The organism is Arthrobacter oryzae, from assembly GCF_003634095.1.
GTDB classification, from domain to species: Bacteria; Actinomycetota; Actinomycetes; order Actinomycetales; family Micrococcaceae; genus Arthrobacter; species Arthrobacter oryzae.
Genome location: NZ_RBIR01000001.1, coordinates 35,416 through 61,116, shown reverse-complemented (window position 1 = coordinate 61,116; position 25,701 = coordinate 35,416). Strand labels below are relative to the sequence as shown.

Genomic DNA, 25,701 nt, shown 5'->3' with positions numbered 1-25,701 from the left:
TGTATTCATTCAGGATGCGAGGACGGCCCGTGCACTGTCTCGCGACAACGCCGGCACCGCGGTACCACCTCACTTACCGCCGCCAGTCCGCACCCTTTCAAGAAAGGGGCTGCACCGGCGTCGGCCGCTCATTACTGCTGTGACGGGCTTACCCGTCCGGTTCTACTGGCCCTGGCACGCGCGCTGGCGACTGAATCTGCACCGCACGAGAGGGCGTTCTTCCGGAAGCTCACCGGTGATGGCCGGGTCAAAGCTGCTAAGTCGATGGTACCGGAGAAAATCCGGCGTTTCACAGCGCGCCAAACTCCACTGTCAGGGGCGACGCCGGCGGCCCGGCTGAATAGACTGCTGCCATGACCGTCCCCCGGCCGCCTCGGGCCCACCCGTGAAACGCCGCGGCTCACGCCGCCTCTGGCAGGTGTCCTCGGCCCTGTGCGCCGCTCCCGTGGCGGCAGTGTCCGTCTTCCGGACGGTTCCGGCGCCGTGGCCGGCGCCCCTGGTGCAGCTTGTGGCCTTCACGCCCTGGTTCGTGCTCCCGGCCGGCGCGGCACTCGTGCTGGCCCTTCCGGTACGGCGGCCGTGGACCGTCCTTTCGGCAGGCGCCCTCCTGGCCCTCCAGCTGCTCTGGCTGTTCCCGCCGGACCGGATTGCGCAGGGGCTCCTGGACCGGCAGTCCGATCCGCCGCAGCAGGACCAGGGCGCCGGGCAGGCCGCGGGGACCGGTCCCGGCGCCGAACTGACCGTCATGACCCTAAACGCCTGGAAGGGTCACGCGGACGCCGCGGAGATTGTCCGGCTGGTGCGGGAGCACGGGGTGGCCCTGCTTGCCGTCCAGGAATTTTCGCCGGCCCTGGAAAGACGCCTGGATGCGGAGGGGCTGGGCGCGCTGCTGCCGCACCGGATCAGCGGCGCGATGGACGGCGCCGGAGGCGGCGCCGTGTTCTCCTCCCGCCCGATCGTCCCGATGGACTCGGTGCCCGGTTCCGCCTTCGATATCCCTACGGCGCGCGTGGACCTGGGCCAGGACGCGGCCGGCCGGCCGGTCTCCCTCGCCGTGACCAACGTGCACACCACGGCTCCGGTGTTGGGCGAGGCCGGTCAGTGGCGGACCGAACTGGCGGCCGTGGGGCTCCGCGCGGCGCGTCCGGGGAACGTGCTGCTGTTGGGCGACTTCAATGCCACCGTGGACCACGCCGAGTTCCGCCAGATGCTGGCGGGGTCCGCCGGTGCAGGGACTGACGGGACCGCCCCCGGCGGCCCGCTCGTCGACGCCGGCTCCGCCGCCCTGGCCCGCCTGGTTCCGACGTGGCCCATGGCCGGCCTCGCGCTGCCGGGCGTGGTGATCGACCACGTAGTGACCAGCCCGGGGATCCGCAGCCGCGGGTACACCGTGCTGCCCGTGGCCGGGTCTGACCACGCGGCGGTGCTGGCCACCCTGACCGTCCCGGCGGACGGCTGAGCGCCGGCGCCGCGGACGGCGACGCGCCAGCGTTCCGGGACGGCGTCAGCGCGGCGGCCGGGCCGGCGCAGGGTCAGGCCTTGCGGATCACCTTGAAGTTGGAGGCCTGGGCCACCGGGCGGATCACGATCTGGTCCAGGTTGACGTGGTGCGGGGCGCAGACGGCGTAGCGGACCACGTCCGCGACGTCGCCGGCGGTGAGCGGCTTCTCGACCCCTGCGTAGACCTTGGCGGCCGCGTCCTGGTCGCCAAGGCGGTTCAGCGCGAACTCCTCGGTGTAGACCATGCCGGGGGCCACCTCGATCACACGGATGTTGTGCTCGGCCTCTTCGAGCCGCAGGGCGCCGGTGAGGGCGTGCTGGGCGAACTTGGCCGCGTTGTAGCCGCCGCCGCCCTCGTAGGCGGACAGCCCGGCCGTGGAGGTCAGGTTCAGCACGGTGCCCTCGCCGCAGGCCCGCAGCATGGGAAGGAACGCACGGATCAGCTTCATGCTCCCCAGCACGTTGACCTGGAACATCCAATCCCAGTCCTCGGTCTTGGCTTCGGCGACCTTGTCGGCGCCGCGGGCGCCGCCCGCGATGTTGATCAGGGTGTCGGCGCCGCCGGCCCGGGTCACCTCTTCGAGCAGCCGGGCGACGTCGGCGTCGTCGGTAACGTCGGCGGGAAGGGCGACGGCGCCGGTTTCGGCGGCAAGCGCGTCAAGCCGGTCCGCGCGGCGGGCGACGGCAAACACGGTCCAGCCTTCCTTGCGGAGCGCGCGCACCGTGGCGTCGCCGATTCCGGTGCTGGCTCCGGTGACCACTGCCGCTTTGGTGCCCATGGCGCGGACTACATTTCCGTTGTTGTCGATTCCCTCAGTCATGGCACCACAGTAACGGCAATGCCGGGCTCATTTCCCACTGTTGCCGCCGTGCTCCAGGAACTCCTGCAACACGCGGGCATGGTTGGTCTCCGGGTCCCGCGCCCCGTACAGCAGCGTCACTTTCCCGTGCTCCGCCGCGAGGGCGTGGAGCGTCCGCACGGCCGGATTGGTTTCCAGCTCCGCTTCATAGGCCGCGCGGAAGGCCTCGAACCGTTCCTGCATGTGCGCGAACTCCGTGCGCAGCGGCGGGGACGGCGCCACGTCCTTGAGCCAGAGCTCCAGTTGGGCCCGTTCCTTACTGACGCCCCGAGGCCAGAGCCGGTCCACCAGGACCCGGCAGCCGTCGCCGTCGGAAGGGCCATCGTAGATGCGTTTGATCACGAAGATTCCGGCGGAACTTTGCGGCGAATTGTCCATCTGCGCGTGCTACTGCAGGTCAGCACTGCCCGCCGTGGAAGAATTGACCCATGGCTGAAGACACTCAGGGTACAGACACGCCCACCACCGCCCCCATCAACGTTCCGGACAAGCCCGCCCTGGAGGGGCTGGAAGCAGCGCTCACGCGGCGCTGGCTTGACGAAGGGACCTACAAGTTCAACCCGGAGACCACCCGGGAACAGGTCTACTCGATCGACACTCCCCCGCCGACGGCTTCGGGATCCCTGCACGTCGGACACATGTTCTCCTACACGCAGACCGACGTCCTGGCCCGCTACCAGCGCATGACCGGCAAGAACGTCTTCTACCCCATGGGCTGGGACGACAACGGCCTGCCCACCGAGCGCCGCGTGCAGAATTACTACGGCGTGCGCTGCGATCCGGCGATCGCCTACGACGCCGGCTACCGCCCCCCGGCCGAGCCCGCCAAGAACCAGCGCGACTTCGACGTCGTCTCCCGCAGGAACTTCATCGAGCTGTGCGAAGAGCTCGCGGTCGAGGACGAGAAGGTCTTCGAGCACCTCTTCCAGACCCTGGGCCTGTCCGTGGACTGGGACCTGACGTACCGCACGATCGATGACAAGTCCCGCGCCATCTCCCAGCGCGCGTTCCTGGCCAACCTGGCCGCCGGCGACGCGTACATGGCCGAGGCGCCTACCCTGTGGGATGTCACCTTCCGCACCGCGGTGGCCCAGGCCGAGCTGGAGGACCGCGAAGTCGCGGGCGCCTACTACCGCTACCCGTTCTTCACCGAAGACGGCGAGAAGATCTTCATCGAGACCACCCGCCCCGAGCTGCTGGCCGCCTGCGCAGCGCTCGTGGCGAACCCGGACGACGAGCGCTACAAGCCGCTGTTCGGCAAGAAGGTCACCTCTCCCCTGTTCGGCGTCGAGGTGGAGGTCAGGGCCCACCCGCTGGCCAAGGCGGACAAGGGCTCAGGCGCCGCCATGGTCTGCACCTTCGGCGACCTCACCGACGTCACCTGGTGGCGCGAACTGCAGCTGCCCACCCGCGCAATCGTCGGCCGTGACGGCCGCATCCAGGGCGAGACCCCTGACTGGATCACCACCGAAGAAGGCCGCGCCAACTTCGCCGCAATCGCCGGCAAGACCGTCTTCAGCGCCAAGGAAGCGGTGGTGGAACTCCTGTCCGCCGCGGAACTGCTCGACGGCGAGCCGAAGAAGATCATGCACCCGGTGAACTTCTTCGAGAAGGGCGATAAGCCCCTCGAGGTGGTCACCTCGCGCCAGTGGTACATCCGCAACGGCGGCCGCGACGAGGACCGCCGCGAACGGCTGATCGGCCGCGGCAACGAGATCGAGTTCCACCCCGCCTTCATGCGCTCCCGCTACGAGAACTGGATCTCCGGGCTCAACGGCGACTGGCTCGTCTCCCGCCAGCGCTTCTTCGGCGTGCCGGTACCGGTCTGGTACCCGCTCGACGCCGACGGCAACCCCGAATACGACGCGCCGATCGTCCCGTCCGATGCCCAGCTCCCCGTGGACCCGGCCGCCGACGCAGCCCCCGGCTACGAGGAGGCCCGGCGCGACGTGCCGGGCGGCTTCACCGGCGACGCGGACGTCCTGGACACCTGGGCCACGTCCTCGCTGACCCCGCAGATTGTGGGCGGCTGGAGCACCGACGAGGCACTCTTCGCCAAGGTCTACCCGTTCGACGTCCGCCCGCAGGGGCACGACATCATCCGGACCTGGCTCTTCTCCTCCGCCGTCCGCGCCGACGCGCTGCAGAAGACCGCGCCGTGGAAGCACGCCGCCATCTCCGGCTGGATCCTGGACCCGGACCGGAAGAAGATGTCCAAGTCCAAGGGCAACGTCATTGTGCCCACCGATGTCCTGGAGGAATACGGCTCCGACGCCGTGCGCTACTGGGCGGCCTCGGCCAAACTCGGCGCGGACACCGCCTACGAAATCGCCCAGATGAAGATCGGCCGCCGCCTGGCCATCAAGCTCCTGAACGCCTCCAAGTTTGTCCTGAACCTGGGCGCCACCGAGGACTCGGTGGTTTCCGGCGACCTGTCCGTGCTGAGCAACCCGCTGGACCGGGCCGTCCTGGCCCAGCTCGCCGACGTCGTCCAGCAGGCCACGAAGGCGTTCGAGGGCTACGACTATGCCCGGGCGCTGCAGATCACGGAGAGCTTCTTTTGGAACTTCACGGACGACTACGTGGAGCTCATCAAGGACCGGGCCTATGGTGCCGCCGGCGAGGAGCAGCAGGCGTCCGTGCTGGCTGCGCTGGCGACCAGCCTGGACACCCTCTTGCGGCTCTTCGCGCCGTTCCTGCCGTTCGCCACGGAGGAGGTCTGGGGCTGGTGGCGCACCGGTTCCGTGCACCGAGCCCAGTGGCCGTCCGCCGTCGCGGTCGACGGCGACACGACCCTCCTGGCCACGGTCGGCACTGCCCTCAGCGGCATCCGCAAGGCCAAGTCCGAGGCCAAGGTCAAGCAGCGCACCGAGGTGCTGTCCGCGACGATCACGGCCTCTGAATCCCTCACGACGCAGCTGAAGGCCGGGCTCGCCGATCTCAAGGCCGCGGCCAACGCGCGTGAATTGGCGCTCGTCGCCGGCGAGGGCGAGCTCGCCGTCAGCGACGTCGTGCTGGCAGCTCCCGAGGAGCCCGCGCAGGCGTAGCTCCCGGCAGGAACAGCACACAAAAGGGCCCCCGGTCCGGCTCAGGGAAGCAGTCCTGATCCGGGCGGGGGCCCTTGTGCGTCCGGGCGGCCTCAGATACTAAAGGACGTCTCGAAGTGCGTCAGCACCGGCGGGGCGGCCAAAAGCTCGCCCAGCCCGCTCGCGCCGTCGCCGGCACGCCACGCGCGGTAGGCGGCGTCGCGCTCCGGGGACGCCCACTGTTCCACCACGAGGACGTGCGCCGGATCGGTGCTGTCAACCAGGACCTCGACGCCGAGGCAGCCGTCAAACGCCCGGGTATCGGCAAGGATGTCGCGGAGCACGGCCGGGGCCGTGGGCAGGGCTTCGGCTTTGAGGACCAGGTCAAGATGGGCGGTGATGGGCATGGTGCTCCAATGTTCGTAGGTGGGCTCGGGACACGGCACGCCGCCGCGCGGGATGCGTTCACATCACGACGCCGGACCGGGTGCCTGCCACTGGCGGCAACACCGGAGCCTCCGGACTTGTTCCTTCGGTCCGGCCCCGCAGGCCGGCGTCCGCTGCTAGGTGCCGGCTTCCAGGTGCCGGCGCTCCGCCTCGCTGATTGCCCAGGCGGCATTGATCAGGCCGATGTGGCTGAACGCCTGCGGGAAGTTCCCCAGCAGTTCGCCGCTGCCCGGCGCAACTTCCTCGGACATCAGGCCCAGGTCCGTGGCGAATCCGGCAGCCCGCTCGAAGACGGCACGGGCCCGGTCCGTGCGTCCGGCGAGGGCCAGGGCGTGGGCCAGCCAGAAGGTGCACAGGAGGAACGTCCCCTCCTCCCCCGGGATGCCGTCGTCGGCCAGGTAGCGGTAGACGAGGCCGCGGCGGTCCGTGAGCCGCTCCTCGACCGCCTCAAGCGTGGCGAGGACGCCGGGGTCGTCCGCCGGGAGGAATCCCGTGATGGAGAGGAGTAGGGCGGACGCGTCGAGGTCCACGGAACCGTAGGCCTGGGTGTAGGCGTTCGCAGCGTCACTCCATCCCTCGGCCCGGATGGACGCCGCAATCCGGGCCCGCGCGGCGTCCCAGCGCGGAACCCGATCGGCGGCCTGCAGGAGCCCGGCGAGGGAGATGGCACGGTCGACGGCCACCCAGCACATCAGCTTGGAGTGCAGGTAGTGGCGTGGCTCGCCGCGGACCTCCCAGATGCCGTGGTCGGCGGCCTGCCAGCGGGAGGCGGCCGCGTCCGCGGCGTCGGCGAGGAACCGGCGTGTCTCCGGCGCCAGGTCCGCAAGATATTCCGGCAGCCTGGCGGCGGCGTCGAGCAGTTCCCCGTAGACGTCGAGTTGGCGCTGGTTCCAGGCCCCGTTGCCCACCCGGACCGGGGCGCTGGCACGCCAGCCCGGCAGGTGGTTCAGTTCCCGTTCGGGCAGTTCGCGTTCCCCGCCGATGCCGAACATGATCTGGAGCTCCTCGCCGGCGGCAAGCTGGCGGGCCGCCGCAGTCGCCAGGAACTGGAAGAACTTGCCCGCCTCGTCCGGGCAGGCTGCCACCCAGAGTGCCTGCAGGGTCATGCTCGCGTCCCGGATCCAGGTGTACCGGTAGTCCCAGTTGCGGGTTCCGCCGGAGACCTCGGGCAGGGATGTTGTCGGCGCAGCCACGATCGCGCCGGTGGGGTAGAAACTCAGTGCCTGCAGGACCCGTCCGCTGCCGGCGACGAGTTCCTGCCAGGGGCCGCGGTAGCCCTGGTGGAGCCGGGACCAGCTGGTCCAGCCCTGCAAAGTGTCCCCTAGCCGGCGGGCGATCTCCGCCTGGCTCCAGAAGACCGGGTCCCCGTTCCCGCGGGTCCCGGTGTGGAGGGCGAATCCAAGAACGTCCCCGGCGCGGAGGGTCACTCTTGTCCGCGCGGTCCCCTGACCGAGCCGGAACGATACCGGCGCCGAGAACGACGCCGCCGCGGCCCCGGCGCTGATCACGATGCCGCCGTCCGCCGCGCGCAGAATCGGACTGGACAGCCCGTAGTCCGGACGCGCGCTGAGGACGATGTCGACCTCGACGGAGCCCTCGGTGCAGGACAGCTGACGCAGCAAGGCGCCGGGGGAATCCGCCCCGAGATCGTGCCCCCTCCTGCCGTCCCCCAGGGCGAGGGCCTCCGTGACGCTCAGGCGGCCGTCAGCGGCGGTATGGGTAGTCTCCAGCACCATCGTGGGTCCCAGGTAGCGGCGGGTGGAACGATATTTTCCTGCCGGGCGGACCGACCAGAAGCCCGCGTCCTGGCCGAGAATGCGGCCGAACACCGAGGGGCTGTCGAAGCGCGGGAAGCAGAGCCAGTCCACGGAGCCGGCCGCACTGACCAGCGCAGCGGAGCGGCAGTCGGAAAGGAGGGCATAGTCCGCAATGGGTTCATTGCCCTGGACATTACTCATGGGCACACTCTGACCAGTTTTTGGGCAAAGGGGAAGCCCCATCAGCGTTAGCCGTTGGTGGGGCTTCGACTTTTCGATTGTCACGTGACGTCTTAGACAATCTGGCGGGATCCTCAGATGTCCAGGTCTTCCTACCTCGTCACTGGTAGCCATCATCTGGCTTTGCCGAAGGCTGCGTCAGATGAGTGTCACTGAATCTTTGGTTCCTGCGTCCCGCTTCTTTCGAAGTGGGTAAGTTCTATTGTTCTCCTCCGGTTTGGCATGCACAAGAGCCCCGGATGAACTACATGGGAGTAGTTCTTCCGGGGCCTGAGGCGGGCCGCGCCGCGCGCCGGGAGCGGTGCGCGGCGCGGCATCCGGGGCCTAGTCGAAGACGGGGCTTTCGGTCCGGCTGCGCTTGATTTCGAAGAAGTACGGGAAGGATGCCAGCGTCACGGTGGCGTCCCAGAGGCGGCCGGCTTCCTCGCCGCGCGGGATGCGTGTCAGGACCGGGCCGAAGAAGGCCGTGCCGTTGAAGGCGACCACGGGGGTGCCGACGTCCTGGCCGACCAGGGAGATGCCGGCCTCGTGGCTGGCGCGGAGCTGCGGATCGAATTCGTCCGACTGTCCTGCCGCGGCCAGGCCGGCCGGCAGTCCCGCCTCGGCCAGTGACTTGGCAATGACCTCGTCGATATCCTCGATGCCCTCGTTGTGGATCTTGGTGCCCATGGCGTCGTAGAGCGGCTTGATGTACTCGGCACCGTGCTGCTCGGCGGCTGCCGTGATGACGCGGACCGGGGCCCATGCCTTCTTCATGAACTCCTTGTACTGCTCGGGGAGCTCCTCACGGCCATCATTCAGCACGGCGAGGCTCATCACGTGCCACTCGGTCTTGATGTCGCGGACTTCTTCCACTTCGCCGATCCAGCGGGAAGTGACCCAGGCGAAGGGGCACATCGGGTCGAACCAGAAATCGGCCTTGTTGGTCTCTGCTTGAGTGGTCAGGGATTCAGACACAGATGATCTCCTAGGGAAGTCGTGGGGAAAAGGTGCGCACCGGGCGCGTCTGATTAGGACAGCGACCGGTGCGTCTTATTTATTCCAGATCAGGCGGACTTGCGGCGCTTGACATCGTGGCCGATCATCGTGGGCGCGGCCTTCTTCGACACGACGTCCTCAGTGATCACCACCGTGGCGATGTCGTCGCGGCTCGGCAGGTCGAACATGACCGGAAGCAGCACTTCCTCCATGATGGCCCGCAGCCCGCGGGCACCCGTGCCGCGTTCGAGCGCCTGATCGGCGATGGTGTTGAGCGCATCGTCGTCAAAGACGAGTTCGACGCCGTCGAGCTGGAACATCTTCTGGTACTGCTTGACGAGGGCATTCTTCGGCGTGGACAGGATCTGGATAAGCGCCGCGCGGTCCAGGTTCGAGACGGTCGTAATGACGGGCAGCCGGCCGATGAATTCCGGGATCAGCCCGAACTTGAGCAGGTCCTCCGGCATGACCTCGCCGTAGGAATCCGTGGTGTTCTTGACCTCGTTGAGGGGGGCGCCGAACCCGATGCCCTTGCGTCCGGAACGGGACCCGATGATGTCCTCGAGCCCCGCAAAAGCACCGGCCACGATGAACAGCACGTTGGTGGTGTCGATCTGGATGAATTCCTGGTGCGGGTGCTTGCGTCCGCCCTGGGGCGGGACCGAGGCCACGGTGCCCTCGAGGATTTTCAGGAGCGCCTGCTGCACGCCCTCGCCCGAGACGTCCCGGGTGATGGACGGGTTTTCGCTCTTGCGGGAGATCTTGTCGATCTCATCGATGTAGATGATGCCCTGTTCGGCCTTCTTGACGTCATAGTCGGCGGCCTGGATGAGCTTGAGGAGGATGTTCTCGACGTCTTCACCGACGTAGCCGGCCTCGGTCAGGGCCGTGGCGTCGGCCACCGCGAACGGGACGTTGAGGCGGCGGGCCAGCGTCTGGGCCAGGTACGTCTTGCCGCAGCCGGTGGGGCCGATCAGCAGGATGTTGGATTTGGCGATCTCGACGTCGTCGTGGTGCACGCCGTCGGCGAGGCTGCCGCTCTTGGGCGCGTGGCCGGCCTGGATCCGCTTGTAGTGGTTGTACACCGCCACCGCGAGGGACCGCTTGGCGGGTTCCTGCCCGATCACATATTCCTGCAGGAAATCGAAGATTTCGCGGGGCTTGGGCAGTTCGAAACTGCCGAGGTCGGCTACTTCGGCGAGTTCCTCTTCGATGATCTCGTTACAGAGCTCGATGCACTCATCGCAGATGTAGACGCCGGGCCCGGCAATAAGCTTGCGGACCTGCTTCTGGCTCTTTCCGCAGAAAGAACACTTCAGCAGATCAGTGCTCTCGCCAATCCGAGCCATGTGTGAACCCCTTTAGTAGCTTGCTGCTGGCAGTGACATGTTCCACTCTAGGTCACAATGAGCCTGTTGGGTGGAAAGCGGACGCCGGTGCGGCCAAGTAAAAGCACCGCACCGGCGTCGGGAATTGCTGATTAGCGCGCGATTGCCTGGGGCTTGATCTTGCGGGAATCCAGGACCTGGTCGATGAGACCGTACTGCATGGCCTCGGCGGCCGTGAGGATCTTGTCCCGCTCGATGTCATTGTTGACCTGCTCCGGCGTCCGGCCGGAGTGCTTGGCCAGCGTGTCCTCGAGCCAGGAGCGCATGCGCATCACCTCGGCGGCCTGGATCTCCAGGTCTGAGGCCTGCCCGCCCTGTCCGCCGGACAGTGAGGGCTGGTGGATCAGCACGCGGGCGTTCGGCAGCGCGAGGCGCTTGCCCGGCGTACCGGCCGCGAGCAGCACGGCTGCCGCGCTGGCCGCCTGGCCGAGGCAGACGGTCTGGATCTCCGGCCGGATGTACGTCATGGTGTCGTAGATCGCGGTCATGGCGGTGAAGGACCCGCCCGGGGAGTTGATGTAGAGCGTGATGTCGCGGTCCGGGTCGGTGGACTCGAGCACCAGCAGCTGGGCCATCACGTCGTCCGCCGAGGCGTCGTCAACCTGGACGCCGAGGAAGATGATGCGGTCCTCGAACAGCTTGGTGTACGGGTCCTGGCGCTTGAAGCCGTAGGGGGTGCGCTCTTCGAACTGGGGCAGCACGTAGCGGCTGGTCGGCAGGTTGCCGGCAGTCGAACCGAAGTTGTAGTTCATGTTCATTGCTCCTGAATTCATTGCTGTCTACGTGCCGGTCAGTTCTCGGTGGCGGTCGCAGCGCCGCCGCCGTTGCCGGAGCCGTTGGCGTTGGTTCCGCCGCCGCCGGCCACGGATCCTGCGTGCGCGGCGATTTTGTCGAAGAAGCCGTATTCCAGGGCTTCCGGGGCCGTGAACCACTTGTCGCGGTCGTTGTCCTTGAGGATAGTGTCCACGGACTGGCCGGTCTGGTCAGCGGTCAACTCGGCCATGACCTTCTTCATGTGCAGGATCAGCTCGGCCTGGATCTTGATGTCCGACGCCGTGCCGCCGATGCCGCCGGAGGGCTGGTGCATGAGGATGCGGGCGTTGGGGGTGGCGTAGCGCTTGCCCTTGGTCCCGGAGGAGAGCAGGAACTGGCCCATGGACGCGGCCAAGCCGGTTGCCACGGTGACAACATCGTTCGGGATGAACTGCATGGTGTCATAGATGGCCATGCCGGCGGTCACGGAGCCGCCGGGAGAGTTGATGTAGAGGTAGATGTCCTTCTCAGGGTTCTCGGCCGAAAGCAGCAGCAGCTGCGAGCAAATCGCGTTGGCGTTCTCGTCGCGGACCTCGGAGCCGAGCCAGATGATGCGCTCTTTCAGCAGGCGGTTGTAAATGTAGTTATCCTGGGCTGCCGGATCGACCGTGGCCATCCGGGGCGCCCCTGCTTGCTGTGACATATGTACTTACCTCTCGCTGGCGACGGTGACGTCACTGGACGACATCACTGAACTTTCCTACAGCGACACTAACCGTTTTCACGGCCGCTTTGTTCGCTGGCGCCGGGCTGTTCGCTGACGGCGCACGTCCGATGCGCGGGGGGTTTAATCCCGGGCGGGCTTAAAACAGACGGCCCCCGGATCCGTGATCCGGGGGCCGACTGTTCTAAGTCCCAGGGACTGCTAGAACTTCACTGCTGCGGGGTCATCGCTCGGCGTGGCCTCGGCAGCGTCTGCTGCTTCGTCAGCCGACTCGGCGGCCGGGGCGGCCTCGTCGCCGGGGCGGACGAAATCGCTCAGGTCAACCTTGTTGCCCTCGGAGTCGGTAACCTCGGCCTGGCCCAAGACAACGGCCAGTGCCTTGCGGCGGCGGACCTCGGAAACCATCATGGGGACCTGGCCGCTCTGATCGATGATCTGGGCGAACTGGTTCGGGTCCATGCCGTACTGGCCGGCGGTGGTGACGATGTAGTCAATCAGCTCGTTCTGGCTGACGTTGACTTCTTCCTTCTCGGCGATCGCGTCAAGGATGATCTCGTTCTGGAAGGCGCGCTCGGTGTTGGCCTTGACCTCGGCGCGGTGCTCCTCAGTGTCGTGCTCGCCGTCACCGTGGGCGTTCTCGGCGCTGAAGTGCTGTTCCAGCTGCTCTTCGACGATCGATTCCGGGACGGGGACCGCGACGAGCTCAACGAGCTTGTCCAGGACCTTGTCGCGGGCCTCGACGCCCTGCTCGACAACCTTGGACTCGGCGGCCTGCTTGGCGAGGTCCTCACGGAGCTCGGCCAGGGTGTCGAACTCGCTGGCGAGCTGGGCGAAGTCGTCGTCGGCGACGGGGAGCTCGCGCTCCTTGACGGCCTTGACGGTGACCTTGACCTGGGCGGACTCGCCGGCGTGGTCGCCACCCACCAAGGTGGTGTCGAAGATGGCGTCCTCGTCGGCACTCAGGCCGGTGACGGCCTCGTCGAGGCCTTCGAGCATGGTGCCGGCGCCGACCTGGTAGGACAGTCCTGCCGCGGAATCAACTTCGGCGCCGTCGATCGAGGCAGCGATGTCGATGGTGAGGAAGTCGCCGTCGGCGGCCGGGCGGTCCACGGACTTCAAGGTGCCGAAGCGGCCGCGGAGCTCGTCCAGGGCCTTGTCGACGTCGGCGTCCGAGGACTCGGCGGCAGCAACTTCAACCTTGATCCCGGCGTAGTCGGGCAGCTCGATTTCGGGGCGGATGTCAACCTCGGCGTGGAACTTGAGCTCGCCGTCGGTGGCGGACGGGTCCGGAACCTCGGTGATCTCAACCTCGGGACGGCTCAGCGGGCGGATACCGGTTTCCTGCACGGCAGCCTGGTACCAGCCGTTGAGGCCTTCGTTGATGGCCGTCTCCAGGACGTAGCCGCGGCCGACGCGCTGGTCAATGAGCTTGGAGGGGACCTTGCCCTTGCGGAAACCGGGGACCTGGATCTGCGAAGCAACAGTCTTGTATGCCTCTGCGATGCTGGGCTTCAATTCCTCAAAAGGGACCTCAACATTGAGCTTGACCCGCGTGGGGGTGAGGTTCTCGACAGCGCTCTTCACAGTCTAAGTACTCCTGGTGTGGGGGGATGGGGTTCTGCATTGCCACGTGCTGGCAGTCCTTGCAGAGTCGGGGTGACAGGATTTGAACCTGCGACTTCCTGCTCCCAAAGCAGGCGCTCTAGCCAAGCTGAGCTACACCCCGTAAGTGCACAGAACAGTCTACGGTCATACTGCGCCGATTTGCACATTTGACACCGGGGCCCTGCATTAGGTTTAGTGGTATCCGGCTTGAACAGCCGACCGGAAGTTTTGCTGGAATCCAGCATCGCCCCCGGGGACGTAGCTTAGTGGTAAAGCCTCAGTCTTCCAAACTGATGATGCGGGTTCGATTCCCGTCGTCCCCTCCAGGACAGCCGCAAGGCACCAACAGAAAAGCCCCTCACCTAAGGGGCTTTTTTCGTTCCCCGTCACCTTGTCGGCGTGCGCTACGCCCCCCAAGAAACCCACTGTCACGTCCCCGCACCCCTCATCGGCTGCTCCGCCACTGCCCTTCTGGCGGTTCAAAAGGGCCGTCACGGAGCAGCCGGCGCCGACCCGGGGCAGCTATTCGGGATCAGGCCTGCTGGCACTGCGGGCACCAGTACAGTTTCCGCGCCCCGAGTTCCGTGAGCGCAACTGCAGTGCCGCAGTCCCGGCAGCCGAGGCCGTGTCTGCGGTAAACGAAGTGAGCCTCCGCCGGCTCGGGGAGTTTTTCTGCAGTGCCGCCCGGCTCGCCGCGGCCGGGCCTGCCCCGCGACGTTGCGTCCCAATACTGCGGCGGCGTCGTAATAATCCGGCCGTCCCGGACGCCGTGGGACATCATGGCCGCGGTGTCGTCCCAGAGCCGGCGCGCCGCGTCCGGCGATAGTGCATTCCCGGGCAGCCAGGGGTTCAGCCGCTGCCTGAACAACAGTTCGGCGCGGTAGACGTTCCCGACGCCGGCAATCACCTTCTGGTCCATGAGCAGGGACGCCACGGCCGTGCGTTTGCCCGCCAGGGTGGCCGCGAAGGCGTCGCGGTCGCCGGGAAGGTTGCGCAGCGGGTCCGGGCCCAGGCGGGCGAGGACGGCCGCCGCTTCAGCGACGGTGATGGCCGCGCACGTGGTGGCGCCGCGCAGATCCGCCCAGCCGTGAGTGCCCACCAGCCGGACGCGGACGGCCCCCACCGGTTCCGGCGGCCCCGCGTAAGCAGGGGAGGCCGCAGCCGACGCTCCGGGGGTGGGCGCGGCAGGTTCGGCGGCGACGTCATAAACCTCCCGCTCCCCCACCTTCCGGGGCGCGCCGATGCTGGACGCTCCGCGGAAGGTGGCATCCCCGCCGAAATTCCAGGCGCCGTATAGGCCCAGGTGCACGTGCAGGACCAGTCCGTGGTCGAACTCGAGGAAGAGGTGCTTCCCGTGGGCGGCCGCGGCGGTCATGACGTGGCCGTCCAACAGGGCCGCACCAGGCGCGAACCGCCCCTGCGGGCTCGCGACGCTCAGCCGCTCCCCCGTGAATACGTCATCGAACTGGCGCGCCAGCCGGTGGACGGAGTGCCCCTCCGGCACTACTGCACAACTTCGCCGGTGCGCTCGTAGGTGGCGATCTTGCCGATCCGCCGGACGTGGCGTTCGTCCTGGCTGAACGGCTCGGTCAGGAAGGCTTCGATAATAGCGGTCGCCTCGTCCACGCTGTGCTGGCGGCCGCCGACGGCTACCACGTTGGCGTCGTTGTGTTCGCGGGCGAGCCGGGCCGTGGACAGGTTCCAGGCCAGGGCGGCGCGCACACCCCTGACCTTGTTGGCGGCAATCTGTTCGCCGTTGCCGGAGCCGCCGAGCACGATGCCCAGTGCGCGGGTTCCGGCCTGCTGGTCCGCGACGACTGCGAGTGCGGCGTTGATGCAGAACGACGGGTAGTCATCGAGCGCGTCGTAGACCTTCGGTCCGTGGTCCACAACCTCGTAGCCCTTGGCGCTGAGGTAGTTGACGAGGTGGGCGCTGAGCTCCATTCCGGCGTGGTCGGTGGCAATGTGCACGCGCGGGAAGTCAGAAAGGGTCACGGCGATTCCGTTCAGTTGCGGCGCCAGACGGCGGCCGGGGGCGGTTGGGGGCGGTTGGGGGCTGGTCCAAGCCTACTAGGCCGGGCCTTCCGGGACGGTGCCCCGCGGGCCCGGATCGCCCCTGTGCGCTCGTGTTACATGCCCGAGTTACCGGGGCCTGTTACATGCCCGAGTTACGGGGGCCCTGTCACATGCCCGAGTTACATGCCCGAGTTACATGCCCGTGTTACGGGGCGGGTGGCCCGCCGCCGTGCCGGGCCCTGTCGGCGACCCGGGACAGGGTCTGGGAAAGGTTGTCGGCCGAGACTGCGGTTCCCCCGCTGACTGCCAGCCGGCGTCCGTCCGCGCGGTCGATGACCACCGCGGGTCCGCTGCTGACCAGCAGGGCGGTGGTGTTGCCGTGGATCCGGTAGCCCCACCCGCCGTAATCCGCCGCCCGGACGTCCTTGGGCGTGGCGGCGTCGATGGCCGCGGCCGGCACGTCCATCACCCGGATGATTCCGGCAGCGAAGACCCGCAGGCCGCTGCGGTCAACTCGGATCCGCGCAAACAGGAACGCCGCGGCCACCAGCGCCACAGCTACCAGGAGCGCCGCCAGCCAGGGCACGGCAATGGTGAGGAGGGCGGCGGGCAGGACCGTCGCAATGCCGAGCATGACAAAGATTGAACTGCGGGCGTGGACCCAGAGGCTGACGGTGTCCCGGGCCAGCTCCGGGTCCCGCTCGCGCTCGAGGGCCTGCCGCACGGCCACGTCGTCATCGACGGACCAGCGTTCGTCGGCCTTGAACACGAAGCCCATGACGACGCCCAGGCCGACGGCCGCGCCGCTGCCGAGTGCCAGGACAGAGGCATCCACGTGGGATTCGCGCGCATCCGCCAGCCCCAGTTGGCCCACGAGCACCGCGGCGAGGACGGTTGTGATGAAAAGGCTCATGGACAACCCGGCGCCCATCATGATGCGGCGCATCATTGCGGGGCGGGACAGCGGCACGGCTTGGAACAGCACGGCCCATCCCACCACAATGATCAGCGAGGCACCGGCACCCGTGACCGCAGCGAACGGCGCGAAGTCGGCGGCGCCGGAGTCGGTCCAGCGGACGGCCAGCGGCTCGGGCAGTTCCGGGCGCACCAGCAGGGCACACACGACGAATCCGACAGCCAGCAGCAGCGGGAATCCGATAGCAAAGCGCAGCGCCCTGACATCGACTGAGTCCCGGAATTTTCCCATGCTCCAACGCTACCCCGGCCGGGACTGGAGAGATCCGGGGACGTGTGCGCAGGTCAGGAGGTCGATGCCCGCCGCCCGGCGCACCCACTTGACGCGAATGGCCGCTAAGGAGTGTGGCGTAGCGGCCCTCTGCGGCAAATCGATGGAGAGGGTGCCGGCGGACTTCCGCGAAGCGCCCGGGAAAGACTTTGTGATCGGACTACCTTGCCACCGGCCGGTGTCGTGAAAGAATGATTTCACAGTATCGCCGGCGGCTGCGGCCGTCCGGCAGTATCCAACTTCTTCTGGAGGCCCCTTTGCCCGGTATGAACCTCACCCGCGCCGAAGCCCGCGAGCGCGCCACCCACATCGACGTCGAGTCCTACGAGGTCAGCCTGGACCTGACGCGCGGCGAGAAAGTCTTCGGGTCCACGACCGCCGTGAAGTTCCGGGCGAAGCCGGGGTCTTCGACCTTCATCGACGCAGTAACCCACGCAGTACACAGCGTGAGCCTCAACGGCCGTGACCTCGATCCGGCCGAGGTTTCCGACGGCGTCCGGATCCAGCTCCCGGATCTGGAGGCCGAGAACCACCTGCTGGTGGTCGCCGACGCGCCCTATATGAACACCGGAGAGGGCCTGCACCGCTTCGTCGATCCGGTGGACAACGAGGTGTACCTCTACACCCAGTTCGAGGTCCCCGATTCACGGCGCATGTTCGCCGTGTTCGAACAGCCTGACCTCAAGGCCAGCTTCACTTTCACCGTCACGGCCCCGTCCCACTGGGACGTCATCTCCAACTCCCCCACCCCGGCGCCGGTGGAAACCATCCCCGGCCTGGACGGCGGCGCCCGCTCCGTCTGGGAGTTCACGCCCACGCCGCGGCTCTCCTCCTATGTCACGGCACTGATCGCCGGCCCGTACCAGTCGGTCCGCAGCGAGGTCACCTCCGCCGAGGGCAAGGTCACCCCGCTGGGCATCTTCGCCCGCAAGTCCCTCATGCAGTACCTCGACGCGGACAACATCTTCGAACTCACCCGGCAGGGCTTCGAGTTCTTCGAGGCCCAGTTCGGCTGCCCGTACCCGTTCGAGAAGTACGACCAGCTCTTCGTGCCGGAGTTCAACGCCGGCGCCATGGAGAACGCCGGCGCCGTGACCATCCTGGAGGGCTACGTCTTCCGCGGCAAGGTCACCGACGCCCAGGTGGAACGGCGCGCCATCACGGTCCTGCACGAGCTCGCGCACATGTGGTTCGGCGACCTCGTGACGATGCGCTGGTGGAACGACCTCTGGCTCAACGAGTCGTTCGCCGAATACATGTCCCATCTGGCCGCCGTGGAGAACACCCGGTTTGACCATGCCTGGACCACGTTCGCCTCCATGGAAAAATCCTGGGCCTACCGGCAGGACCAGCTGCCCACCACGCACCCGATTTTCGCCGAGATCAACGACCTCCAGGACGTCGAGGTCAACTTCGACGGCATCACCTACGCCAAGGGCGCCTCGGTGCTGCGCCAGCTCGTCGCCTGGGTGGGCCCGGAAGAATTCATGTCCGGCGTCCGCGAGTACTTCAGCAAGCACGCCTGGCAGAACACCGAGCTCAGCGACCTCATGGCCGAGCTTGAGAAGGCCAGCGGCCGCGACCTCGAAAAGTGGGGGCAGCTCTGGCTGGAGACCGCCGGCGTCAACACCCTGACGCCGGAAATCACGGCGGACGCCGACGGCACCATCGGCTCGTTCGCCATCGTGCAGTCGGCGATCGAGAGCGAGCCGACGCTCCGCCCGCACCGCCTGGCCATCGGGTTCTACAACCTCAACGGCGCCGGCAAGCTGGAGCGCGTGCACCGCGAGGAGCTCGACGTCGACGGCGAGCGCACCGAGGTTCCGGCCCTGGCCGGGCTGGCAACGCCGGACCTGGTCCTGCTCAACGACGACGACCTCGCCTACGCCAAGGTCCGTTTGGATCCGAAGTCCCTCGCCACCGCCACCGCCCACCTGAAGGACTTCAGCCAGAGCCTCCCCCGCACCCTCGTGTGGGGCTCGGCCTGGGACGCGGCGCGCGACGGCGAAACCCCGGCCCGCGGCTACGTGGACCTGATCCTCGCCAACATTGCCGAGGAATCCGATTCCTCCGTCATCCTGGTCCAGCTCCGGCAGCTCGCCACCACGCTGACCTTCTACGTGGCCGAGGAACACCAGGAAGCCACCACCGTGGCCGCGGCCGACCGGCTTTGGGACCTCGCCTCGGCCGTTGCCCCCGGCTCCGACGCCCAGCTGCAGTTCGTGAAGTCCTACGCCCTGCTGGCCCGCAGCGCCGGGCAGCTGGACACGGTGTCCGGGCTGCTGGACGGCTCGCGCATCCTCGACGGCCTGAGCGTTGACCAGGACCTGCGGTGGGAGCTGCTCACGTCCCTGGTGGCGGGCGGGCGCGCCGCTCAGGAGCGGATCGACGAGGAACTGGCGCACGACAACACCTCCAACGGCCAGAACGCGGCGGCCCTCGCGAAGGCGGCCATCCCCACGCCGGAGGCCAAGGCCGCGGCCTGGGAATCCATTGTGGTCAAGGGCGATCTGTCCAACGCCCTGCAGGGCTCCGCGGTAACCGGCTTCACCCGGGTCCTGGACACCTCCCTGCTGGAACCGTACGCCGAGAAGTACTTCGAGGCCGTCCCCGGCATCGTGGCCAACCGCACGCACGCGCTGGCCTCGCAGATCGTCGTCGGGCTCTACCCGGCCCAGCTGACCACGCAGGCCACCGTGGACCGCACGGATGAGTTCCTTGCGTCGCTGCCGGAGGACAGCGCCGCGCTGCGCCGGATGATGCTGGAAAACCGCGACGGCGTTGAACGCGCCTTGCGGGCCCGGCGCGCCGACGTCGGCTAGGAGTACAGCCGCTTTCCCGCAGCAGGGGCCGTTCCGCATCGCCGGGACGGCCCTTTGCGTGCCGGCAGGCCGGACCGGGACGTGCCCTAGGCTGGACCCATGAGCCTTGACGAACACCGCTACGCGCTGACTGTCCGTTGGACCGGGAATCTCGGGGCAGGCACGTCCTCGTACCGCGGCTACTCACGGGACCACGACGTGGAGATCCCCGGGCTGCCGGTGCTGCGCGGCTCGGCTGATCCGACCTTCCACGGGGACCGCCAGCGCTACAACCCCGAACAGCTGCTTCTGGCCGCGCTCTCGCAGTGCCACATGCTCTCATTCCTGCACGTGGCCGTGAAGCACGGTGTGGTGGTGACGGCCTATGAGGACCGGGCCGAGGGCCTGATGCGGACCAACCGGGACGGCAGCGGGCAATTCGAATCCGTCACGCTCAAGCCCGCTGTGACGGTCGCGAAACCGGTCGCCCCGGAACTCCTCGAGGAGCTCCACGCCGAGGCCAACAAGGTCTGCTTCATCGCCCGCAGCGTCAACTTCCCTGTGCTGCACCAGCCCACCACCGTGGCGGAGCCCCTGGCGGACTGATACCGCGCCGGCGGGCCGCGTCTGCAGGAACAGCGTCTGCCGACAGGACGGGGCCGCTCAGGCGGGCTGAGCCTGGTAGTCGGCCAAAACCGTCCGTTCCTTTTCCGGGCTCAGGCCCGCCTTGCGCTCCCGGCTCAGGCCACGACGGCGTTCGTCCTCGAGCGTGTCGCGCAGTGTCTGCGTCCACGGCCGGAGCCGCAGCCCTGCGGCCGTGGCGGCGGTGTTGCTCCGGGCCGCAAAGCCGTCGTGGCCTGGCGGCAACCAGAGCGGCAGCGAATCGGGACCGGCCCAGTAGTTCACCCCGCGCCCGGCCAACCATTCTCCCGGGGCCGCCACCATCCGGGAATTGCCGCCCGCGAGCTGCCGGCATGCCTGCAGGTAGGACGCAAAAGGCACGATCTCGCCGACGGCGTTCAACGCGCCGGTGACTTGCATCTCCGCCGCAGCGACAACCCAGGCCGCGAGGTCGCGGACATCGATGATCTGGGTGGGGTCGGCGGGGATGTCCGGGACCAGGACCGGATCATCGTCCCGGGCGAAGCGGGCCGGCCAGTACCCGTAACGATCCGACCCGTCTCCGGGGCCTCCGATCAGCCCCGCGCGGCAGAGGTGCGCCTTGTCCCCCGCCAACGCGAGCGCCCAGTGTTCAATCGCGGACTTGGCTTCTCCGTAGTGTTCCATCGTCAGTTCACTACCGGGAGCCAGCGGCGGGAGCACCGGCGCATTTTCGGCTGCTCCGGCGACGGAATGGTCCGCGTAGACCGAGCAGCTGGAAATGACGGTCCAGTGCCTGGCGGCTCCCGCCAGTGCCTCAAGCGCCTCGCGGGCGTGCACGGGGTCCCGCGCAACGTCGATCACGGCGTCCCATCCGGCCGCGCCGGAACCTTCACCTGCCACCGGCGCGTAGGCGGCCTTCCCCTGGGATCGGTCCGCCCGCACCCACGTGGCTCCGGCGGGCGGTGCGGCGAGGGTTCCGCGGGCCAGGCAGGTGACGTCATGCCCGGAGATCAGGGCCCGCCGGGCTATTTCTGCGGAGAGGAAGGCCGTACCGCCAAGAATGAGGATGCGCATGGGTGCCACGGTACGGCGCTAATGTTGAATGAGGACAGTGCGTTATGCGGCCGGCGAACGCCGGCACGTAGTTGAACAACTGCACCGTGAGCACCAACAGTTACCACCAGTTACACGTCCACCGCTGCAAGGAGCAAGCCCTACCGATGTACAGCACCTTAACCGTCGAGCCCATCACGCCGCAGGAAATTTCGGCAATCAACCTGCCGGGGGTCCTGATCAGCATCGGAATCGGCGTTGCGGTCTGGCTGGTCGCCTCTTTTATCATTTCCGGGATCACCAAACGTGTCGCCGAGGGCAGCACCTTCTTCAAGAAGCGGCACTTCCGCTGGGTGACTCCCGCACTGCGGGCACTGGACCACGAGCGCCGGGTCCAGCGGGCCAATACCGTCGGCGCCCTCCTGAGGAGCGTGGTGGGCGTTTTGGTGGCCGCCCTCACCATCATGTACGTGCTCAAGAACCTGAACGTGGACATTGCACCGCTGCTGACCAGCGTCGGCATTCTCGGCATCGCCATCGGCTTCGGCGCCCAACAGCTGATCCGCGACTTCCTGGCCGGCATATTCATCACCCTGGAGGACCAGTACGGCATCGGCGATGTCATCGAGACTTCCGAAGTGGTGGGCACCGTGGAGTCCATGAACTTGCGGATTACCCGGGTCCGGGCCGAGGACGGCACCATCTGGTACCTGCGCAACGGGGAAATCCTGCGCGTTGGCAACCGTTCCCAGGGCACCTACGCCCCGCCCGCGGCCCCGCCCGCCGAGGAGCCCGAATCCGCACCGCAGCAGAAGGCCGGAGAATAGAGCGATGACGATCCCCAGCGCCGGCGAACCCCGGCAGCCCAAGCAGCTGCTGCAGAACGATCCGTTCAGCCAGCCCGGCTACACGGACAACTTCTACGACGCCGTCGGCGGTCACGAGACCTTCGTGAAGCTGATCGACGTCTTCTACGACGGCGTAGCGGCCGATCCGCTCCTGCGCGCCATGTACCCGGAAGAGGACCTGGGCCCTGCCAAGCGGCGCTTCCTGATGTTTCTGGAACAATACTGGGGCGGCCCGACGACGTACGGTGAGGAGCGCGGGCACCCGCGGCTGCGGATGCGCCACATGCCGTTCCGGGTCACGCCGGAAGCGAAGGAACGCTGGCTCCTCCACATGCGCGAGGCGGTGGATGCCCTGGAGCTGCCGCCCCTGTATGAAGGAACGCTCTGGGACTACATGGAGCGGGCCGCCCTCTCCATGGTGAACAGCCCGTCGGAGGCCTGACCCCGTAAGGCCCGGACAGGGGACCCGCACATGGGGCCCCGACCCCGAGCAGCGAAAGACCCCGGAGGCACTTGGGGGAATGTCTCCGGGGTCTTTCTGTGCACGAGAATACCCTTCCGGGTATCCGCGTGGCAAGATGCCTGATCCGGCCGCGTCGGATTGGCGCGCCGGGGCGCCCACCCGGCCGGCAAGATTCGCGCTCGTCCCCGTCCGCGTCCGGCAGCTCCCTGTCCTCAACTCGCGGGCAGGAGATCAGGGAGAAAGACCTATTTGTCCGGCACGCCGCATATGCGATAGTGGCGCCATGTTTCTATTCGTGCTATTGGCCATCTTGTTACTGGTCTTGTTCTGGCAATACATCCTGGCCGGGCTCGGCCTTTGGGTGCTCGTGCTCATTACGCGCGCCGTGATCAACTGGACGCTGGCCGACCAGCGGAATTACCGCCGGGAGCCCGTTCACACCCGGCCCTCGGCCAGGCCGGTCCAGGCCCGTCCCGCAACCAGGGCCGTTCAGGCCAGGCCCGTGCAGGCCCGGCCTGCGGCCCAGCTTAAGCCCATGCCTTCCCGCGAGCTGCCCGTGCCCGCCTATCTGCCCAGGTGGACTGCCAGCCGCCGGCTGGACGCCGGCCGCGAGCATGCCCAGTGGCAGATGAAGTTCGACAACGCAGCGCAGTAAATTTCCCCCCGGCCGGGCCCAGCGGGCCGGCACGGACGCCGTTGCGCGGCGGAGAGTGGCGCTTCGACTAGGGGCCATCGGAACCGTGGCCCGGTCCGGCGGTGCCCTGCGGGCACCGGTGGCGGAAACCCCGGCAGGTTCCCCCGTGCTGCGCCCTAGAGGCCCGAACCGGTCCGGACCAGCACATGGCCACGGGTACCGCTGAGGCGGAACCAGCGCCCGGCACGGTAGAGCTTTTGTTCGCCGTCGGCCAGGAACCCCAGGGTCAGCGCCGCGAACGCGGCACCGGCCGGGAGGCCGCCGGCGTCGGGCAGTTCCCGGCCCCAGACGGTCGCCCGGGCGTTGTTGACGATCAGCGCGCCCGGCTTGTCCGGGATGATCGCGGCGATCTCCCTGATTCCGGCTTCGGCGGACCGCTGCAGGACGGCGTCGGCCAGCGTACCGAGCAGCTCCCACCCGGCCCGCGGCGCCCCGATCCCGGCCCAAGACTCGCTGACGGTCACCGGCGGGACGGGAAGTTCGACGTCGTGCTCCCCTGCCCGTGCCAAACGGTCCAGCACCGCGGACAGCGGCACGGTCACGTCAGTTTCCGCCGGTGTTGCCAGGGCCATGGTCCGCAGGCCCAGGATGGTGGGCGTGGATTCGCCCAGGAGCCGGGGACGCAGGACGCAGACGTAAGCGGCCAGGACCGGCCCCGCGGCCTGGAGCCGGATGGCGCCGTCGTCTATGGACTTGGCGCGCGTAGCGAAAGTGCGAAGGTCGGCGAGGTCGCGCGGATCGGTGAACTGCAGGGGCTGGGTTAGGACATCAGACACATCACCGACTCTACCGGCTGCGCCTCGTTGGAGCGGCGCGCCCGTTTGGAGCAGTGTCCCTTTTGAGCAGTGTCCCTTTTGAGCAGTGTCCCTTTTGAGCAGTGTCCCTTTTGAGCAGTGTCCCTTTTGAGCAGTGTCCCTTTTGAGCAGTGTGACAGGGCCGTCTAGAGTCAGACCATGACTGAAGCCGAAGCCGGCCTGCTGGGGCTGCCCCCGCAGGACCCCACCTCCTCGCTCATCCAGCTCCTCAACCTTGGCGAACTCGAGGGCGCACGCACGGACGAGGACATCTTCATGGGCCCCTCCCAGCAGCAGCCCAGGCACCGGGTCTTCGGTGGCCAGGTGCTGGCGCAGTCCCTGATCGCCGGCGGCCGCACCGTCGATCCGGACCGGAGTGTGCACTCCATGCACGGCTACTTCCTCCGGCCGGGCGACGCCAACAAGCCGATCACCTTCGGCGTGCAGCGCCTGCGCGACGGCCGGTCCTTCTCGGCACGCCGGGTCCACGCCTATCAGGAGGGCATGCCCATCCTTTCGATGATCGCGTCCTTCCAGGCCGAAGACGAAGGGATCGAACACCAGTCGGAGATGCCCGAAGGTATCCCGGACCCGGAGTCGCTGCCCAGCACCGCCGATCTGCTGGGCAAGTTCGATCACCCCGTCGCCCGGCACTGGGCCTACGAGCGGCCCTTCGATATCCGCCACGTCGACCCCGCGCTGTACGTCTCGGCCAAGGGTCCCAAGGAAGCACGCAACGCCGTCTGGATGAAGACTTTCGGCCCGATGCCCGACGACGCCGGCCTGCACCGCGCCGCCCTGGCCTACGCGAGCGACTACACCCTGCTGGAGTCGATTCTCCGCAGGCACGGGATGAGCTGGATTACGCCCGGAATGTCCGTGGCGAGCCTGGATCACGCCATGTGGTGGCACCGGCCGGTCCGGGTGGACGAATGGCTCCTGTATGTCCAGGAGTCCCCCAGCGCGCAGGGCGCGCGGGGCCTGGCCACGGGCAAGATCTTCAGCCAGGACGGGCGGCACGTGGCGACGGTGGCCCAGGAAGGCATGATCCGCGTGCCGAATGACCTGAAGAACAAGGTCAAGGGCGCCGTCCAGTCCAGAGTCCTACAGCACCAGATGCGCAAGGCCGAGTCCCGCTGACGCGGGCCCGACCGGCCGCGACACGACGCAGCTTAACGCAGAAGGCCGGCTCCCAAGATGAAGTGGTCCCCCCCCCAAGAGTTGGGCTGAGAGCTCAGTGCTGACTTTCGGCGACCGGTTCACAAGGGAAAGCCAAGGGGTCACCTGGCTTTCCGATGCGACGCCGTCAGCGGCCGAGCAGAGCCCGAGCCTCAGAGGGCGTCAGCGCCGGACGATCGCCTCGGCGCTCTTTTCCCATCGGGTCCAATTCGACCAGTGGTTGCCGACGCGTACGCGGAACGACACGAGCTGGTATACCCGCTCGCTGCTGTGGCGGCCCTGGATGGGCACGACGTCATAGCTGTGAAGAGTGACCGTCCCGCCGCGGCGGTTGAAGGACCACCAGAACGTCGTGCCGCCCAGGAAATCGTCGTGCCTGCGGCCGCCCTGATCTTCATAACGCAGCTGTTTGATTTCGACGGTTCCGTTGTCCCGGCAGTCCAGCCTGATACGAAAATCCGCCCAGTGGTTACGCTGCGATGAGGGCCTCAACGGGTCCACGGTGCAGCCACGATAGGAGGTCGTGGCGGCCGCCGGTGCGGCCCAGGCGACCGGGCCGCCGAGGAGTCCCAGGGTCACGGCCGCGACAAGGGTGAACTTGGCCGCGCGGGGGCGGGGCGTTGTTGATGATGGGGTGCGGGACATTTCTTTGGTGCTCCTACTCGATGATGCGATTCAGCAGGGTCGGAGGGCGTGTGCCGACCACGAACACGCCGCGGTTGCGCC

General features: G+C 67.7%; 23 protein-coding genes and 2 tRNA genes. 9 read left to right on the top strand and 16 right to left on the bottom strand.

The features are described from left to right. The first annotated feature begins 385 nt into the window (after nucleotides 1-385). Entirely contained in the window at nucleotides 386-1,459 is a 1,074-nt protein-coding gene (locus tag C8D78_RS00325; RefSeq protein ID WP_244208164.1) for an endonuclease/exonuclease/phosphatase family protein, read from the top strand. 73 nt (nucleotides 1,460-1,532) lie between these two features. Here the strand turns inward: C8D78_RS00325 and C8D78_RS00320 are convergent, their stop codons facing one another. Next, a complete protein-coding gene (locus C8D78_RS00320) occupies nucleotides 1,533-2,321 on the bottom strand; it encodes an SDR family oxidoreductase (RefSeq protein ID WP_120949921.1) in 789 nt (262 codons plus the stop codon). A gap of 27 nt (nucleotides 2,322-2,348) precedes the next feature. After that, nucleotides 2,349-2,738 (bottom strand): DUF488 domain-containing protein, encoded by a 390-nt coding sequence (locus C8D78_RS00315; protein WP_120949920.1) that lies wholly within the window; start codon nucleotides 2,736-2,738, stop codon nucleotides 2,349-2,351. Between the two features lie 50 nt (nucleotides 2,739-2,788). On the opposite strand from C8D78_RS00315, the gene valS reads away from it, so the two are divergent. After that, nucleotides 2,789-5,407 (top strand): valine--tRNA ligase, encoded by a 2,619-nt coding sequence (valS, locus tag C8D78_RS00310; RefSeq protein WP_120949919.1) that lies wholly within the window; start codon nucleotides 2,789-2,791, stop codon nucleotides 5,405-5,407. Between the two features lie 92 nt (nucleotides 5,408-5,499). On the opposite strand, the gene C8D78_RS00305 is transcribed toward valS, so the two are convergent. The 8 genes from C8D78_RS00305 to C8D78_RS00270 form a co-directional block, all read right to left on the bottom strand. After that, nucleotides 5,500-5,793, bottom strand: a complete 294-nt coding sequence (locus C8D78_RS00305; protein WP_120949918.1) for a putative quinol monooxygenase — start codon at nucleotides 5,791-5,793, stop codon at nucleotides 5,500-5,502. Between the two features lie 156 nt (nucleotides 5,794-5,949). Then, nucleotides 5,950-7,791, bottom strand: a complete 1,842-nt coding sequence (locus C8D78_RS00300) for a glycoside hydrolase family 15 protein (protein ID WP_120949917.1) — start codon at nucleotides 7,789-7,791, stop codon at nucleotides 5,950-5,952. 363 nt (nucleotides 7,792-8,154) lie between these two features. After that, nucleotides 8,155-8,787, bottom strand: coding sequence for a mycothiol-dependent nitroreductase Rv2466c family protein (locus C8D78_RS00295; protein ID WP_279629512.1), 633 nt, complete (start codon nucleotides 8,785-8,787; stop codon nucleotides 8,155-8,157). An 89-nt stretch (nucleotides 8,788-8,876) separates the two neighbouring features. After that, nucleotides 8,877-10,157, bottom strand: coding sequence for an ATP-dependent Clp protease ATP-binding subunit ClpX (gene clpX / locus C8D78_RS00290; protein ID WP_120949916.1), 1,281 nt, complete (start codon nucleotides 10,155-10,157; stop codon nucleotides 8,877-8,879). Between the two features lie 131 nt (nucleotides 10,158-10,288). Beyond that, nucleotides 10,289-10,948, bottom strand: a complete 660-nt coding sequence (locus C8D78_RS00285; RefSeq protein WP_120950607.1) for an ATP-dependent Clp protease proteolytic subunit — start codon at nucleotides 10,946-10,948, stop codon at nucleotides 10,289-10,291. Between the two features lie 38 nt (nucleotides 10,949-10,986). Continuing rightward, entirely contained in the window at nucleotides 10,987-11,625 is a 639-nt protein-coding gene (locus C8D78_RS00280; RefSeq protein ID WP_120949915.1) for an ATP-dependent Clp protease proteolytic subunit, read from the bottom strand. 249 nt (nucleotides 11,626-11,874) lie between these two features. Continuing rightward, nucleotides 11,875-13,257 carry a trigger factor gene (tig, locus tag C8D78_RS00275; RefSeq protein WP_120949914.1) on the bottom strand — a complete coding sequence of 461 codons (1,383 nt, stop codon included), beginning with the start codon at nucleotides 13,255-13,257 and terminating at the stop codon, nucleotides 11,875-11,877. 67 nt (nucleotides 13,258-13,324) lie between these two features. Further along, nucleotides 13,325-13,399, bottom strand: a tRNA-Pro gene (locus C8D78_RS00270). Nucleotides 13,400-13,530: 131 nt separating this feature from the next. On the opposite strand from C8D78_RS00270, the gene C8D78_RS00265 reads away from it, so the two are divergent. Continuing rightward, nucleotides 13,531-13,604 (top strand) — tRNA-Gly (locus C8D78_RS00265). Between the two features lie 206 nt (nucleotides 13,605-13,810). Here the strand turns inward: C8D78_RS00265 and C8D78_RS00260 are convergent. From C8D78_RS00260 to C8D78_RS00250, 3 genes are all read right to left on the bottom strand, one after another. Then, on the bottom strand, nucleotides 13,811-14,782 hold the full coding sequence (locus C8D78_RS00260) for an Fpg/Nei family DNA glycosylase (RefSeq protein WP_120949913.1): 972 nt from the start codon (nucleotides 14,780-14,782) through the stop codon (nucleotides 13,811-13,813). Next, nucleotides 14,782-15,273: a ribose-5-phosphate isomerase gene (locus C8D78_RS00255; RefSeq protein WP_120949912.1), complete on the bottom strand. Its 492-nt coding sequence runs from the start codon at nucleotides 15,271-15,273 to the stop codon at nucleotides 14,782-14,784. The genes C8D78_RS00260 and C8D78_RS00255 overlap by 1 nt, the downstream gene beginning before the upstream one ends. Nucleotides 15,274-15,499: 226 nt before the next feature. Next, complete coding sequence (locus C8D78_RS00250) at nucleotides 15,500-16,501, bottom strand: hypothetical protein (protein ID WP_120949911.1); 1,002 nt, start codon at nucleotides 16,499-16,501, stop codon at nucleotides 15,500-15,502. Between the two features lie 305 nt (nucleotides 16,502-16,806). Between C8D78_RS00250 and pepN the strand changes: the two genes are divergently transcribed. Both pepN and C8D78_RS00235 read left to right on the top strand, forming a co-directional pair. Beyond that, complete coding sequence (pepN, locus tag C8D78_RS00240) at nucleotides 16,807-19,362, top strand: aminopeptidase N (RefSeq protein ID WP_120949909.1); 2,556 nt, start codon at nucleotides 16,807-16,809, stop codon at nucleotides 19,360-19,362. Nucleotides 19,363-19,461: 99 nt separating this feature from the next. Further along, a complete protein-coding gene (locus tag C8D78_RS00235; protein WP_120949908.1) occupies nucleotides 19,462-19,947 on the top strand; it encodes an OsmC family protein in 486 nt (161 codons plus the stop codon). Nucleotides 19,948-20,004: 57 nt separating this feature from the next. Here C8D78_RS00235 and C8D78_RS00230 read toward each other — a convergent pair whose 3' ends face one another. Then, the gene (locus tag C8D78_RS00230; protein WP_120949907.1) at nucleotides 20,005-21,018 is read right to left on the bottom strand and encodes an NAD-dependent epimerase/dehydratase family protein; all 1,014 of its coding nucleotides are present in this window, start codon (nucleotides 21,016-21,018) and stop codon (nucleotides 20,005-20,007) included. A 146-nt stretch (nucleotides 21,019-21,164) separates the two neighbouring features. Here C8D78_RS00230 and C8D78_RS00225 point away from each other — a divergent pair, with 146 nt between their 5' ends. The 3 genes from C8D78_RS00225 (at nucleotide 21,165) to C8D78_RS00215 (ending at nucleotide 22,963) form a co-directional block, all read left to right on the top strand. Next, the gene (locus tag C8D78_RS00225) at nucleotides 21,165-21,824 is read left to right on the top strand and encodes a mechanosensitive ion channel family protein (protein WP_120949906.1); all 660 of its coding nucleotides are present in this window, start codon (nucleotides 21,165-21,167) and stop codon (nucleotides 21,822-21,824) included. A gap of 4 nt (nucleotides 21,825-21,828) precedes the next feature. Beyond that, nucleotides 21,829-22,287 carry a globin gene (locus C8D78_RS00220; RefSeq protein WP_120949905.1) on the top strand — a complete coding sequence of 153 codons (459 nt, stop codon included), beginning with the start codon at nucleotides 21,829-21,831 and terminating at the stop codon, nucleotides 22,285-22,287. Between the two features lie 304 nt (nucleotides 22,288-22,591). After that, a complete protein-coding gene (locus tag C8D78_RS00215) occupies nucleotides 22,592-22,963 on the top strand; it encodes a hypothetical protein (RefSeq protein WP_120949904.1) in 372 nt (123 codons plus the stop codon). 155 nt (nucleotides 22,964-23,118) lie between these two features. On the opposite strand, the gene C8D78_RS00210 is transcribed toward C8D78_RS00215, so the two are convergent. Then, nucleotides 23,119-23,778 (bottom strand): DUF8185 domain-containing protein, encoded by a 660-nt coding sequence (locus tag C8D78_RS00210; RefSeq protein ID WP_120949903.1) that lies wholly within the window; start codon nucleotides 23,776-23,778, stop codon nucleotides 23,119-23,121. Between the two features lie 177 nt (nucleotides 23,779-23,955). On the opposite strand from C8D78_RS00210, the gene C8D78_RS00205 reads away from it, so the two are divergent. Beyond that, nucleotides 23,956-24,936, top strand: coding sequence for an acyl-CoA thioesterase (locus C8D78_RS00205; RefSeq protein WP_120949902.1), 981 nt, complete (start codon nucleotides 23,956-23,958; stop codon nucleotides 24,934-24,936). A 201-nt stretch (nucleotides 24,937-25,137) separates the two neighbouring features. Here the strand turns inward: C8D78_RS00205 and C8D78_RS00200 are convergent, their stop codons facing one another. Further along, the gene (locus C8D78_RS00200; RefSeq protein WP_120949901.1) at nucleotides 25,138-25,620 is read right to left on the bottom strand and encodes a hypothetical protein; all 483 of its coding nucleotides are present in this window, start codon (nucleotides 25,618-25,620) and stop codon (nucleotides 25,138-25,140) included. Nucleotides 25,621-25,701 lie beyond the last annotated feature (81 nt).

Bases quoted from the DNA above. Each gene is read 5' to 3' on its own strand.
- clpX (WP_120949916.1), bottom strand. From the start codon at position 10,157: ATGGCTCGGATTGGCGAGAGCACTGATCTGCTGAAGTGTTCTTTCTGC.
- C8D78_RS00315 (WP_120949920.1), bottom strand. From the start codon at position 2,738: ATGGACAATTCGCCGCAAAGTTCCGCCGGAATCTTCGTGATCAAACGC.
- C8D78_RS00300 (WP_120949917.1), bottom strand. From the start codon at position 7,791: ATGAGTAATGTCCAGGGCAATGAACCCATTGCGGACTATGCCCTCCTT.
- C8D78_RS00205 (WP_120949902.1), top strand. From the start codon at position 23,956: ATGACTGAAGCCGAAGCCGGCCTGCTGGGGCTGCCCCCGCAGGACCCC.
- C8D78_RS00285 (WP_120950607.1), bottom strand. From the start codon at position 10,948: ATGAACTACAACTTCGGTTCGACTGCCGGCAACCTGCCGACCAGCCGC.
- C8D78_RS00280 (WP_120949915.1), bottom strand. From the start codon at position 11,625: ATGGCCACGGTCGATCCGGCAGCCCAGGATAACTACATTTACAACCGC.
- C8D78_RS00320 (WP_120949921.1), bottom strand. From the start codon at position 2,321: ATGACTGAGGGAATCGACAACAACGGAAATGTAGTCCGCGCCATGGGC.
- C8D78_RS00225 (WP_120949906.1), top strand. From the start codon at position 21,165: ATGTACAGCACCTTAACCGTCGAGCCCATCACGCCGCAGGAAATTTCG.
- valS (WP_120949919.1), top strand. From the start codon at position 2,789: ATGGCTGAAGACACTCAGGGTACAGACACGCCCACCACCGCCCCCATC.
- C8D78_RS00220 (WP_120949905.1), top strand. From the start codon at position 21,829: ATGACGATCCCCAGCGCCGGCGAACCCCGGCAGCCCAAGCAGCTGCTG.
- C8D78_RS00215 (WP_120949904.1), top strand. From the start codon at position 22,592: ATGTTTCTATTCGTGCTATTGGCCATCTTGTTACTGGTCTTGTTCTGG.
- C8D78_RS00230 (WP_120949907.1), bottom strand. From the start codon at position 21,018: ATGCGCATCCTCATTCTTGGCGGTACGGCCTTCCTCTCCGCAGAAATA.
- C8D78_RS00200 (WP_120949901.1), bottom strand. From the start codon at position 25,620: ATGTCCCGCACCCCATCATCAACAACGCCCCGCCCCCGCGCGGCCAAG.
- C8D78_RS00250 (WP_120949911.1), bottom strand. From the start codon at position 16,501: ATGGGAAAATTCCGGGACTCAGTCGATGTCAGGGCGCTGCGCTTTGCT.
- C8D78_RS00235 (WP_120949908.1), top strand. From the start codon at position 19,462: ATGAGCCTTGACGAACACCGCTACGCGCTGACTGTCCGTTGGACCGGG.
- C8D78_RS00305 (WP_120949918.1), bottom strand. From the start codon at position 5,793: ATGCCCATCACCGCCCATCTTGACCTGGTCCTCAAAGCCGAAGCCCTG.
- pepN (WP_120949909.1), top strand. From the start codon at position 16,807: ATGAACCTCACCCGCGCCGAAGCCCGCGAGCGCGCCACCCACATCGAC.